Below are 13,588 nucleotides of genomic sequence, written 5' to 3'. Positions count from 1 at the left end.
CCAAGCCCCCTTTTTGCTTACTGAGTCAACGCCTGGGCGTCAATTACTCAGCTGCTGCTACCGGAGCTTCTTCAACGAACTGCTCGGTGCCGCCAGCAACGTGGTTGCGACCGCGGATAACAGCGTCAGCCATCGAACCCATGTACAGCTGGATAGCGCGGATTGCGTCATCGTTGCCTGGGATGATGTAGTCAACGCCTTCCGGGCTGCTGTTGGTATCGACTACGCCGATAACCGGGATGCCCAGCTTGTTGGCTTCGGTGATCGCGATGCGCTCGTGATCAACGTCGATAACGAACAGTGCGTCTGGCAGACCGCCCATATCCTTGATACCACCCAGGGAACGATCGAGCTTCTCAAGATCGCGAGTGCGCATCAGCGCTTCTTTCTTGGTCAGCTTGGCGAAAGTACCGTCTTCGGCTTGTACTTCAAGGTCACGCAGACGCTTGATGGAAGCACGGATGGTTTTGAAGTTGGTCAGCATGCCGCCCAACCAGCGGTGATCGACGTACGGCGAACCGCAACGTGCTGCTTCTTCAGCAACGATCTTGCCAGCGGAACGCTTGGTGCCGACGAACAGAATCTTGTTTTTGCCCTGGGCCAGGCGCTCTACGAAAGTCAGAGCTTCGTTGAACATTGGCAGGGTTTTTTCAAGGTTGATGATGTGGATCTTGTTACGCGCGCCGAAAATGTACTTACCCATTTTCGGGTTCCAGTAACGGGTCTGGTGACCGAAGTGCACACCGGCCTTCAGCATATCGCGCATGTTGACTTGGGACATGATAGTTCCTTAATAAGTCGGGTTTGGCCTCCACGTATCCCAATGACCAACCAGCAGCATCAGCTGAAGGCACCCAGGTCATCGTGTCGACACGTGTGTGGATTTAGGCTTTTCAGGGGATCCCCGGAAAGCGGCGCATTTTATATCACAAGGCAGAAAAAAACGGAACCCGGATTGTTAAATCCCGGCGCGTGCTTTGGTTCCAGCCCTTGGAATCCTCCAAGAATGCGCCATTCTATAAGGAGAAGCGATGCACAGAGGCTCAGATTTGCGCTGCTCGTCTGTTAGAATCGCGTTTTTAAGGGCCGCGAAGATCGATCGCGCAACGCCCATTTCGTTTTAGAAGGCGCCATCGAGCGCAGAGAGAGCCAGTATGACCGTCACCCTCAAAACCCCAGAGGACATCGCAAAAATGCGCATCGCCGGCAAACTGGCCGCCGATGTGCTGGAAATGATTGCCGAACATGTCAAGCCGGGCATTACCACTGAAGAACTGGACCGCATCTGCCACGACTATATCGTCAATGAGCAGAAAGCCATCCCTGCCCCGCTCAACTACAAGGGCTTTCCGAAGTCGATCTGCACCTCGATCAACCATGTGGTCTGCCACGGCATCCCGAACGAGAAGCCGCTGAAAGATGGCGACACGCTGAACATCGACGTCACCGTCATCAAGGACGGCTACCACGGCGACACCAGCCGCATGTTCCACGTCGGCACCGTGCCGGTCTGGGCCGAGCGCCTGTCGCAGGTCACCCAGGAATGCATGTACAAGGCCATCGAAATCGTCAAACCCGGCTGCCGCCTGGGCGACATCGGTGAAGTGATCCAGAAGCACGCTGAAAAGAACGGCTTTTCCGTGGTTCGCGAGTTCTGCGGTCACGGCATCGGCAAGGTATTTCACGAAGAGCCGCAGATCCTGCACTACGGCCGCGCTGGCACCGGCATGGAGCTGAAAGCCGGCATGACGTTCACCATCGAGCCGATGATCAACCAGGGTAAGGCCGACACCAAGGTATTGGGCGACGGCTGGACCGCAATCACCAAGGACCGCAAGCTGTCGGCACAGTGGGAACACACCCTTCTGGTAACCGAAACCGGTTACGAGATCTTCACCCTGCGCGCCGACGACACCATCCCGCGCGTTTCGGCCTGATCCGGGCGCGCAGCTCCTCAGCCTTATAGACAGGAAAGCCAATCGATGCCGCAGGTGGATCCCGAACTCTTCGACCGTGGCCAGTTCCAGGCTGAACTGGCCCTGAAGGCAAGCCCGATCGCGGCCTTCAAGAAAGCGATTCGCCAGGCCCGCGAGGTGCTCGACGAGCGCTTTCGCAGCGGCCGCGACATTCGCCGGTTGATCGAGGATCGCGCCTGGTTCGTCGATAACATCCTGCAAAAGGCCTGGGAGCAGTTCGATTGGAGCGAAGACGCCGACATCGCGCTGGTCGCGGTCGGCGGCTACGGTCGCGGTGAGTTGCACCCTTATTCCGACATCGATTTGCTGATCCTGCTGGACAGTGCCGATCACGAAGTTTTCCGAGATTCCATCGAGCGTTTTCTGACGCTGTTGTGGGACATCGGTCTTGAAGTGGGCCAGAGCGTTCGCTCGGTGGACGAATGCGTCCAGGAGGCCCGCGCCGACCTGACGGTCGTCACCAACCTGATGGAAAGCCGTACCATCTGCGGCCCCGAGCGCTTGCGCCAGCGCATGCTGGACGTGACCAGCACCGCGCACATGTGGCCGAGCAAGGACTTCTTCCTGGCCAAACGCGCCGAGCAGAAGGCCCGCCACCACAAGTACAACGACACCGAATACAACCTGGAACCCAACGTCAAAGGCTCGCCCGGCGGCCTACGGGATATTCAGACGATTCTGTGGGTGGCCCGTCGCGAGTACGGCACCCTGAACCTGCGGGCCCTGGCCGGCGAAGGTTTCCTGGTCGAGAGCGAAAACGCCCTCCTGGCCTCCTCCCAGGAATTCCTGTGGAAGGTTCGTTACGCCCTGCACATGCTCGCCGGCCGTTCCGAAGACCGCTTGCTGTTTGATCACCAGCGCACCATTGCCGGGCTGCTGGGCTTCAAAGGCGATGACGCCAAGCAAGCCATTGAAAACTTCATGCAGCAGTATTACCGGGTGGTCATGAGCATTGCCCAGCTCAGCGACCTGATCATCCAGCACTTCGAGGAAGTCATCCTCGCACCGGAAGACGAAGCGCCGCCGCAGCCGATCAACTCGCGATTCCAGCTGCACGACGGTTACATCGAGGCGCGCAACGACAACGTGTTCCGCCGCACACCGTTCGCCATGCTGGAAATCTTCGTATTGATGGCTCAGCAGCCGGAAATCAAAGGCGTGCGCGCCGACACCATTCGCCTGCTGCGAGAAAACCGTCATCTGATCGACGATGATTTCCGCAACGACATCCGCAATACCAGCCTGTTTATCGAGCTGTTCAAGTGCAAGATCGGCATCCACCGAAACCTGCGACGGATGAACCGTTACGGCATCCTCGGGCGCTACTTGCCGGAGTTCGGCTTCATCGTCGGGCAGATGCAGCACGACCTGTTTCACATCTATACGGTCGATGCTCACACCCTGAACCTGATCAAACATCTGCGTAAGTTGCAGTACACCCAGGTGTCGGAAAAATTCCCGCTGGCCAGCAAGCTCATGGGCAAGCTGCCCAAACCCGAGCTGATCTACCTGGCTGGCCTGTACCACGACATCGGCAAGGGCCGGCATGGTGATCACTCGGAAATCGGCGCCGTGGATGCCGAAGCCTTTTGCCAGCGCCACCAATTGCCGGTGTGGGACAGCCGCCTGATCGTCTGGCTGGTGCAGAACCACTTGCTGATGTCGACCACCGCCCAGCGCAAGGACTTGTCCGACCCGCAGGTCATCCACGATTTCGCGCAGATCGTCGGCGACGAAACCCACCTCGATTATCTGTACGTGCTGACGGTCGCCGACATCAACGCCACCAACCCGACGCTGTGGAATTCCTGGCGCGCCAGCCTGCTGCGCCAGCTCTACACCGAGACCAAGCGTGCCTTGCGTCGCGGCCTGGAAAACCCGGTGGACCGCGAAGAGCAGATTCGCCAGACCCAGAGCGCAGCGCTGGACATTCTGGTACGCGGCGGCACCGATCCTGACGATGTCGAGCAATTGTGGGCGCAATTGGGTGATGACTACTTCCTGCGCCACACCGCCGGCGACGTGGCCTGGCACAGCGACGCGATCCTCCAGCAGCCGGCCGACGGCGGGCCGTTGGTGCTGATCAAGGAAACCACCCAGCGCGAGTTCGAAGGCGGCACGCAGATCTTTATCTATGCGCCGGATCAGCACGACTTCTTCGCCGTGACCGTGGCCGCGATGGACCAGCTCAACCTGAACATTCACGACGCCCGGGTCATCACCTCCAGCAGCCAGTTCACCCTCGACACCTACATCGTGCTCGACACCGACGGCGACTCGATCGGTGATAACCCGGCGCGGGTCAAACAGATTCGCGAAGGCCTGACCGAGGCCCTGCGCAACCCGGACGACTACCCGACCATCATTCAGCGTCGGGTACCGCGCCAGCTCAAGCATTTCGCGTTTGCGCCACAGGTGACGATCCACAACGACGCCCAGCGTCCGGTAACGGTGCTGGAGCTCAGCGCCCCCGACCGCCCGGGCCTGCTGGCACGCATCGGCACGATCTTCCTGGAGTTCGACTTGTCGCTGCAGAACGCCAAGATCGCCACCTTGGGCGAGCGCGTGGAAGACGTGTTCTTCATCACCGACGCGAACAACCAGCCGTTGTCCGACCCATTGCTGTGCAGCCGCTTGCAGGATGCAATCGTCGAACAGCTGACCGTCAGTAACGAACCCGATATCAAACTGTCGCGCATCAGCATCTGAATTAACAAATTTTCCCCCTGTGGGAGCGAACCATGTGGTGAGGGGATTTATCCCCGCTGGGCTGCGGAGCGGCCCCGGCATTTCAAAGTTAAAGCAGGTTTACGACTGCTTCGCAGCCGAACGGGGATAAATCCCCTCGCCACACGGGCTCGCCCCCACATTAGATGAGGCCCCCATGAACAACGCTCTGAACCAGTTGCAGCCCTACCCGTTCGAGAAGCTCCGCGCCCTGCTCGGCAGCGTCACGCCAAACCCGGACAAGCGCGCCATTGCGCTGTCCATTGGTGAGCCGAAACACCGTTCGCCGAGCTTTGTCGCCGAAGCCCTGGCAAGCAATCTGGATAAGATGGCCGTGTACCCGACCACCCTCGGCATTCCGGCTCTGCGTGAAGCCATCGCCGCGTGGTGCGAACGTCGTTTCAGCGTTCCGCACGGCTGGCTCGACCCGGCGCGCAATGTGCTGCCGGTCAACGGCACTCGTGAAGCGCTGTTCGCGTTCACCCAGACTGTGGTCAATCGTGGCGACGATGCCCTGGTGGTCAGCCCTAACCCGTTCTATCAAATCTACGAAGGCGCCGCGTTCCTCGCCGGAGCCAAGCCGCATTACCTGCCGTGCCTGGACGAAAACGGCTTCAACCCGGATTTCGACGCCGTTTCCCCAGACATCTGGAAACGCTGCCAGATCCTGTTCCTGTGCTCGCCAGGCAACCCGACCGGCGCATTGATCCCGGTTGAAACCCTGAAAAAACTGATCGCCCTCGCCGACGAATACGACTTCGTGATCGCCGCCGACGAGTGCTACAGCGAACTGTACTTCGACGAACAAACCCCGCCGGCCGGCCTGCTCAGCGCCTGCGTGGAACTGGGCCGCAAGGACTTCAAGCGCTGCGTGGTGTTCCACAGCCTGTCCAAGCGTTCCAACCTGCCAGGTCTGCGCTCCGGTTTTGTTGCCGGTGACGCCGACATCCTCAAGGGCTTCCTGCTGTACCGCACCTACCACGGCTGCGCGATGCCGGTTCAGACCCAACTGGCCAGCGTTGCTGCATGGGATGACGAAGTGCACGTGCGCGCCAACCGTGCGCTGTATCGCGAGAAGTACGATGCGGTGCTGGAAATCCTCAGCCCGGTGATGGATGTGCAGCGTCCGGACGGCGGTTTCTATTTGTGGCCGAATGTTGAAGGCGATGATGAGGCGTTCTGCCGTGATCTGTTCGTTGAAGAACACGTGACCGTGGTGCCCGGATCTTATCTGTCTCGCGAAGTTGATGGCTTCAATCCGGGAGCCGGACGCGTGCGATTGGCACTGGTCGCGCCGCTGGCCGAATGTGTAGAAGCGGCCAAGAGAATTCGCGAATTTATTATCCGAAACAAGTAAATATCCCTGCCCGCACTGTGCAACGCAGTGCGGGCACTCTTATATTGGCTGTGGGCAAACGGACGCACCTCAAGACCGCGTCTATAGACGGCCCCGACGATGCCGCGCAGCAACTGCGGCAAGGCCATGCAGGCGATTTGCATAAAGTGCGGTTCCCAGACAATCGACAGCATTGAATGCCACATTAGCCGCTTAGACTGCGGGCGGGCCGTTGCTCCAATGTCGCACGCAATAGCTGATCGCCATGACCCACAGACAAACCCGACCACGACCGACGCGAAACCGTCCGGTCATGGCATAATCCGTCACCTTTTATTTTCAGCACCTGCAAAGGGGGCAATTCCTTGACCGTTTCAAGCAAAACGTTGCACCTTTTCGGCATCAAAGCCTGCGACACCATGAAAAAGGCGCGCACCTGGCTCGATGAACACGCTGTCAGTTATGACTTCCATGATTACAAAGCGGTCGGAATCGACCGTGAACACCTGACCCAATGGTGCGACGAGCACGGTTGGCAAGTGGTGTTGAACCGTGCAGGCACGACCTTTCGCAAGCTCGACGACGAACGCAAAACCGATCTCGACCAGCCGAAAGCCATCGAACTGATGCTCGCACAACCCTCGATGATCAAGCGCCCGGTGCTTGATCTCGGTGACCGAACCCTGATTGGCTTCAAGCCAGATATCTACGCGGCAGCGCTCAAGTAAGGCAGCCCGTTCCATTTTGTTAGAGGTATCAACATGTCCACTACCCTGTTCAGCCTGGCCTTTGGTGTCGGCACTCAAAACCGTCAAGGCGCATGGCTGGAAGTGTTTTACGCTCAGCCGCTGCTCAACCCTTCGGCCGAACTCGTCGCTACCATCGCACCGGTTCTGGGCTACACCGAAGGCAATCAGGCCATCGCGTTCACTACCGCTCAGGCTTCGCAACTGGCTGAGGCCCTGAAAAGTGTCGACGCTGCCCAGGCTGCCTTGCTGACCCGTCTGGCCGAGAGCCACAAGCCGCTGGTCGCGACCATTCTGGCCGAAGACGCTCAGTTGACCTCCACCCCTGAGGCCTACCTCAAGCTGCACCTGCTGTCCCATCGCCTGGTCAAGCCGCACGGCCTGAACCTGGCGGGTGTATTCCCGTTGCTGCCGAACGTGGCATGGACCAGCCAGGGCGCAATCGACCTGGCCGAACTGGCCGAGCATCAACTGGAAGCCCGTCTGCGTGGCGAGCTGCTGGAAGTGTTCTCGGTGGACAAGTTCCCGAAAATGACCGACTACGTGGTTCCGGCCGGCGTGCGTATCGCTGACGCGGCACGTATTCGTCTGGGCGCCTACGTCGGCGAAGGCACCACCGTGATGCACGAAGGTTTCGTCAACTTCAACGCTGGCACCGAAGGCCCGGGCATGATCGAAGGCCGCGTTTCCGCTGGCGTATTCGTCGGCAAGGGTTCGGACCTGGGCGGCGGTTGCTCGACCATGGGCACCCTGTCGGGCGGCGGCAACATCGTGATCAAGGTTGGCGAAGGCTGCCTGATCGGCGCGAACGCCGGTATCGGCATTCCATTGGGCGATCGCAACACCGTTGAGTCGGGCCTGTACGTGACCGCGGGTACCAAAGTGGCACTGCTGGACGAAAACAACAAACTGGTCAAAGTCGTGAAGGCCCGTGAACTGGCCGGTCAACCTGACCTGCTGTTCCGTCGCAATTCGGAGACCGGTGCCGTGGAATGCAAAACCCACAAATCGGCCATCGAACTGAACGAAGCGCTGCACGCTCACAACTGATTGCTGCAGCAACCCAACCGATCAACTGTGGGAGCGGGCTTGCTCGCGAAGCTTTTGGCGACCTCAAGGACGCCTTCGCGAGCAAGCCCGCTCCCACAGGTTCAGGCGTACACCCGCCCATGTTTAACAGGGCTCGATAGCATGATGATTGCCTCTCCCTGGCGCGCCGATTTTCCGGCCATCGCCGCATTGCAACGGCAAGACCAGACGTATCTGGACAACGCCGCCACCACGCAAAAACCTCAAGCCCTGCTGGATGCCCTGGCGCATTACTACGCCAACGGCGCGGCTAACGTGCATCGGGCGCAACACCTGCCCGGCGCCCACGCCACCCAAGCGTTCGAGGCCAGCCGCAGCAAAGTCGCCCATTGGCTCAATGCCGGCGATTGCGGGCAGATCATCTTTACCCACGGCGCAACATCTGCGCTGAACCTCCTGGCTTATGGCCTGGAACATCTTTTCAATCCGGGCGATGAAGTTGTCATCAGCGCCCTGGAGCATCACGCCAACCTGTTGCCATGGCAGCAACTGGCCCACCGTCGTGACCTGAAGCTGGTGATCCTGCCACTGGACGCCGACGGCTTGATCGACCTTGATGCTGCCACGCAGTTGATCGGTCCGCGAACCCGCTTGCTGGCGGTCAGTCAGCTGTCCAACGTGCTCGGCGCCTGGCAGCCGTTGCCCGCCCTCTTGACGATGGCCAAGGCGCATGACGCGCTGACCGTGGTCGATGGCGCCCAAGGCGTGGTGCATGGCCGGCACGACGTGCAGGGGCTGGGTTGCGACTTCTATGTGTTTTCCAGCCACAAGCTCTACGGCCCCGATGGACTGGGCGTGCTGTTCGGTCGCAATGAAGCGCTTGAGCAACTGCGCCACTGGCAATTCGGCGGCGAAATGGTGCTGGATGCGGATTATCACAGCGCACGGTTCCGCCCGGCGCCACTGGGTTTTGAGGCGGGTACGCCGCCGATTGCCGGTGTGATTGGTCTGGGGGCGACGCTGGATTATCTTGCGGGGCTCGATCAGGACGCGGTTTGCGCCCATGAAGCAGCGCTGCATGACTATTTGCTCAAAGGCCTCGAAGCGCGCAGCGGCATTCGGTTGCTGGGCAAGCCGCAACTGGCGCTTGCCAGTTTTGTCGTCGAGGGTGTGCATAACTCTGATTTGGCGCATTTGCTGACCGAACAAGGGATCGCGGTACGCGCCGGTCATCACTGCGCCATGCCGTTGCTGAAAAGCTTTGAATTGGCCGGGGCGATTCGGGTGTCGTTGGCGCTGTACAACGATTCCGAAGATTTGGAACGGTTCTTTGAAGCGCTGGATCAGGCGCTGGAGTTGTTGCGATGAACGTGCCTGCCGATGCGGTTGCGGCGCTGGAGGTTTTTCAGAATGCTGCCGGTTGGGAACAACGGGCGCGGCTGTTGATGCAATGGGGCGACCGTCTGCCCGCTTTGAGCGATGTCGATAAAGTCGAAGCCAACCGGGTGCACGGCTGTGAAAGCCAGGTGTGGTTGGTGGGTGCGCTGGATGACGGTCACTGGCAGTTTGCCGCGAGCAGCGATGCACGATTGATTCGCGGGTTGGTGGCGTTGTTGCTGGCGCGGGTGAACGGGTTGTCGGCGGTTGAGTTGCAGCAGGTGGATTTGCCGGATTGGTTTAATCAGCTTGGACTGAGCAGACAGTTATCCCCATCACGCAGTAATGGCCTCAATGCCGTGCTCCAGCGGATGAATGAGTTGGCTGGTTAATCGCCTTCGCGAGCAAGCCCGCTCCCACATTTAATTGTGTTCCCCTGAGAGAACTCGGTCGAATGTGGGAGCGGGCTTGCTCGCGAAGGCGCCATCAGCAACAACTTAAACCTCAGGCTTGACCCGATCCGCCGGTCGCCGCACCCCGGCCACAATCTTATCCACAGCCTTGGTCGCCGCGACCATGCCAAACGTCGCCGTCACCATCATCACCGCACCAAACCCTCCGGCGCAGTCGAGCTTTACACCATCACCGACAAAACTCTTCTGCAAGCAAATGCTGCCATCCGGTTTCGGGTAGCGCAGTTGCTCGGTGGAAAACACGCACGGCACGCTGTAATGGCGGGTCACGGTGCGTGAGAAGTTGTAATCCCGGCGCAAGGTCGAGCGCACTTTCGAAGCCAACGGATCATTGAAGGTCCGGTTCAAATCGCACACCTGAATCAACGTCGGATCAATCTGCCCGCCCGCACCGCCGGTGGTGATGATCTGGATCTTGCGGCGCTTGCACCAGGCAATCAGCGCCGCCTTGGCATTCACGCTGTCGATGCAATCAATGACGCAGTCGATGTTCGGCGTGATGTATTCGGCCATGGTCTCGCGGGTGACGAAGTCCGCCACCGCGTGCACGGTGCAGTCCGGGTTGATCCCGCGCAGGCGCTCGGCCATCACGTCAACCTTGGGTTTGCCGACGGTGCTGTCCAGCGCGTGCAACTGACGGTTGGCGTTGCTGACGCAGACGTCGTCCAGGTCAAACAGCGAAATCTCGCCCACGCCACAACGGGCGACGGCTTCCGCCGCCCAGGAACCGACGCCACCGACGCCGACGATCGCCACGTGGGCCGCGCGCAAACGCTCCAGGCCGTCGATGCCATACAAACGGGCGATGCCTGCAAACCGCGGATCTTCTGTACTCATGACCATTACCCCAAAAACCGGCGCGCATTATAGGGCCGTCAGCGGCCAAGAGCATCTTTGGGCTATGAACGGGCGTCTTTACCTCTTTAATCAGCCTACACAGAACCAAGATTTAACCTACAAGGTCCAACGGAAGAACTTAAACCGAGTTGGAGTGCCCAACGTCCGGCATTTCCCTGTCCGCTGTACGGTCAGTGAACGCCCGGTGTAGGATGCGCGCCCCCAGCCTCTTGGCAATCGGCCGCCGACCGTTCCTTCGTTCAGCAGCCCCTGGAACCTGAAATAGCTATGTCATCGCGTAAATTTGGACTCAACCTGGTCGTGGTGCTCGCCATCGCAGCCTTGTTTACCGGCTTCTGGGCGCTGATCAATCGCCCGGTCACCGCCCCCAACTGGCCTGAACAGATCTCCGGCTTTTCGTACTCGCCGTTCCAGCAAGGGCAGTACCCACAAAAAGAGCAATACCCGACCGACGATGAAATGCGTCGCGATCTGGAGATCATGAGCAAGCTGACGGACAACATCCGTACTTACTCGGTCGATGGCAGCCTGGGTGATATTCCCAGGCTCGCCGAAGAATTCGGTTTGCGCGTGACGCTGGGTATCTGGATCAGCCCGGACCTTGAGCGCAACGAGCGTGAAATCCTGCGCGCCATCGACCTGGCCAATACCTCCCGCAGCGTGGTCCGCGTGGTGGTGGGTAACGAGGCGATCTTCCGTAAGGAAATTACCGCCGCCGAACTGAGCGTGATCCTTGATCGCGTCCGCGCGGCAGTGAAAGTACCGGTGACGACCTCCGAGCAATGGCACGTCTGGGAAGAAAACCCGAGCCTGGCCAAGCACGTCGACCTGATCGCCGCCCACATCCTGCCGTACTGGGAACATGTTCCGATGGAACAGTCCGGGCAGTTCGTACTCGACCGCGCCCGTGACCTGAAAAAGATGTTCCCGAAAAAACCGCTGCTGCTGTCGGAAGTCGGCTGGCCGAGCAACGGCCGTATGCGTGGTGGCGCCGACGCGTCGCCGGCAGACCAGGCGATTTATCTGCGGACCTTGGTCAACAAGCTCAATCGCCAGGGCTTCAACTACTTCGTGATCGAAGCCTTTGACCAACCGTGGAAGGCCAGTGACGAAGGTTCCGTGGGCGCTTACTGGGGCGTTTTCAACGCCGCGCGCCAGCAGAAATTCAACTTTGAAGGCCCGGTCGTCGCGATCCCGCAATGGCGCGTGCTGGCCATCGGTTCGGTGGTGTTGGCTCTGCTGTCCCTGACCCTGCTGATGATCGACGGCTCGGCCTTGCGTCAACGCGGCCGCACCTTCCTGACCTTCATCGCGTTCCTCTGCGGTTCGGTGCTGGTATGGATCGGTTACGACTACAGCCAGCAATACAGCACCTGGTTCAGCCTGACGGTAGGCTTCTTGCTTGCCCTCGGCGCACTCGGGGTGTTTATCGTGTTGCTGACCGAGGCGCATGAGCTGGCGGAAGCGGTCTGGACCCACAAACGCCGGCGTGAATTCCTGCCGGTGGTGGGCGATTCGGACTACCGACCGAAAGTCTCGATTCACGTACCTTGCTACAACGAGCCACCGGAGATGGTCAAACAGACCCTCAACGCCCTGGCCAACCTCGACTATCCGGACTTCGAAGTCCTGATCATCGACAACAACACCAAGGACCCGGCGGTCTGGGAACCGGTGCGCGATTATTGCGAAACCCTCGGCCCGCGCTTCAAGTTCTTCCACGTCGCGCCATTGGCCGGCTTCAAGGGTGGCGCGCTGAATTACCTGATTCCGCACACCGCCAAGGATGCCGAAGTGATTGCGGTGATCGACTCGGACTACTGCGTCGACCCGAACTGGCTCAAGCACATGGTGCCGCACTTCGCCGACCCGAAAATCGCCGTGGTGCAGTCACCGCAGGATTACCGCGACCAGAACGAAAGCACCTTCAAGAAGCTCTGCTACGCGGAATACAAAGGCTTCTTCCACATCGGCATGGTTACCCGTAACGACCGTGACGCGATCATTCAGCACGGCACCATGACCATGACCCGGCGCTCGGTGCTCGAGGAACTGGGCTGGGCTGACTGGTGCATTTGTGAAGACGCCGAGTTGGGTCTGCGCGTGTTCGAGAAAGGCTTGTCAGCGGCGTATTACCACACCAGCTACGGCAAAGGCCTGATGCCCGATACCTTTATCGACTTCAAGAAACAGCGTTTCCGCTGGGCTTACGGTGCGATTCAGATCATCAAGCGTCACACCGCCAGTTTGCTGCGCGGCAAGGACACCGAGCTGACCCGTGGCCAGCGTTACCACTTCCTCGCGGGCTGGTTGCCGTGGGTGGCGGATGGCATGAACATCTTCTTCACCGTGGGCGCCCTGTTGTGGTCGGCGGCGATGATCATCGTGCCGCAACGGGTCGATCCACCGTTGTTGATTTTCGCGATCCCGCCATTGGCGCTGTTCGTGTTCAAGGTTGGCAAGATCATCTTCCTGTACCGCCGTGCGGTCGGGGTCAACCTGAAGGATGCATTCTGCGCGGCACTGGCCGGTCTGGCGTTGTCGCACACCATCGCCAAAGCGGTGCTGTACGGTTTCTTCACCAGCAGCATTCCGTTCTTCCGCACCCCGAAAAACGCCGATAACCACGGCTTCTGGGTGGCGATTTCGGAAGCTCGCGAAGAAATGTTCATCATGCTGCTGTTGTGGAGCGCGGCGCTGGGGATTTTCGTGGTGAACGGCATGCCGAGCAACGACATGCGCTTCTGGGTGACCATGTTGCTCGTGCAGTCGCTGCCGTACCTGGCGGCGCTGATCATGGCGTTCTTGTCTTCGCTGCCGAAACCGGCGGTCGAGGGCGAGACGGCTCCGGCGGTCTAAATCGTTCCAGATGCACTAAACGGCGGCCAATGGCCGCCGTTTTGCTTTAAGATAACCGCCATTTTGCAGGGCTTGGCGTGATATACGGTCTTTCTGACCGTACTCGAAACCTGTGGGAGCGGGCTTGCTCGCGAATGCGGTGTAACAATCAACTTTTATGCTGACTGACACACCGCATTCGCGAGCAAGCCCGCTCCCACATTTAGT

At 59.6% G+C, this 13,588-nt stretch carries 10 protein-coding genes; 8 read left to right on the top strand and 2 right to left on the bottom strand.

Annotated features, from left to right (window positions below):
- Positions 1-43: 43 nt before the first annotated feature.
- On the bottom strand, positions 44-781 hold the full coding sequence (gene rpsB, locus KGB03_RS19020) for a 30S ribosomal protein S2 (RefSeq protein ID WP_003219330.1): 738 nt from the start codon (positions 779-781) through the stop codon (positions 44-46).
- A 373-nt stretch (positions 782-1,154) separates the two neighbouring features.
- Between rpsB and map the strand changes: the two genes are divergently transcribed.
- From map to KGB03_RS18985, 7 genes are all read left to right on the top strand, one after another.
- The gene (gene map / locus KGB03_RS19015; protein WP_008146676.1) at positions 1,155-1,937 is read left to right on the top strand and encodes a type I methionyl aminopeptidase; all 783 of its coding nucleotides are present in this window, start codon (positions 1,155-1,157) and stop codon (positions 1,935-1,937) included.
- A gap of 45 nt (positions 1,938-1,982) precedes the next feature.
- A complete protein-coding gene (locus tag KGB03_RS19010) occupies positions 1,983-4,685 on the top strand; it encodes a [protein-PII] uridylyltransferase (RefSeq protein ID WP_111451015.1) in 2,703 nt (900 codons plus the stop codon).
- Positions 4,686-4,860: 175 nt separating this feature from the next.
- Positions 4,861-6,060: a succinyldiaminopimelate transaminase gene (gene dapC / locus KGB03_RS19005; protein WP_192406372.1), complete on the top strand. Its 1,200-nt coding sequence runs from the start codon at positions 4,861-4,863 to the stop codon at positions 6,058-6,060.
- Positions 6,061-6,404: 344 nt separating this feature from the next.
- Positions 6,405-6,767, top strand: coding sequence for an ArsC family reductase (locus tag KGB03_RS19000; RefSeq protein ID WP_223528221.1), 363 nt, complete (start codon positions 6,405-6,407; stop codon positions 6,765-6,767).
- Between the two features lie 33 nt (positions 6,768-6,800).
- Positions 6,801-7,835, top strand: a complete 1,035-nt coding sequence (gene dapD, locus KGB03_RS18995) for a 2,3,4,5-tetrahydropyridine-2,6-dicarboxylate N-succinyltransferase (protein WP_218536285.1) — start codon at positions 6,801-6,803, stop codon at positions 7,833-7,835.
- Between the two features lie 141 nt (positions 7,836-7,976).
- A complete protein-coding gene (locus KGB03_RS18990) occupies positions 7,977-9,182 on the top strand; it encodes an aminotransferase class V-fold PLP-dependent enzyme (RefSeq protein WP_218536284.1) in 1,206 nt (401 codons plus the stop codon).
- Positions 9,179-9,583, top strand: a complete 405-nt coding sequence (locus KGB03_RS18985) for a SufE family protein (RefSeq protein WP_218536283.1) — start codon at positions 9,179-9,181, stop codon at positions 9,581-9,583. Before KGB03_RS18990 ends, KGB03_RS18985 begins: the two co-directional genes overlap by 4 nt.
- Positions 9,584-9,688: 105 nt before the next feature.
- On the opposite strand, the gene tcdA is transcribed toward KGB03_RS18985, so the two are convergent.
- Positions 9,689-10,501, bottom strand: coding sequence for a tRNA cyclic N6-threonylcarbamoyladenosine(37) synthase TcdA (gene tcdA / locus KGB03_RS18980; protein WP_371918014.1), 813 nt, complete (start codon positions 10,499-10,501; stop codon positions 9,689-9,691).
- Between the two features lie 288 nt (positions 10,502-10,789).
- Between tcdA and KGB03_RS18975 the strand changes: the two genes are divergently transcribed.
- Entirely contained in the window at positions 10,790-13,381 is a 2,592-nt protein-coding gene (locus KGB03_RS18975; protein ID WP_192406369.1) for a glycosyltransferase, read from the top strand.
- Positions 13,382-13,588 lie beyond the last annotated feature (207 nt).

The sequence above is a fragment of the Pseudomonas sp. BF-B-26 genome (assembly GCF_019956495.1).
Classification (GTDB): Bacteria; Pseudomonadota; Gammaproteobacteria; order Pseudomonadales; family Pseudomonadaceae; genus Aquipseudomonas.
The sequence above is the reverse complement of the archived record's forward strand: the minus strand, read 5'-3'. Positions and strand labels throughout refer to the sequence as shown.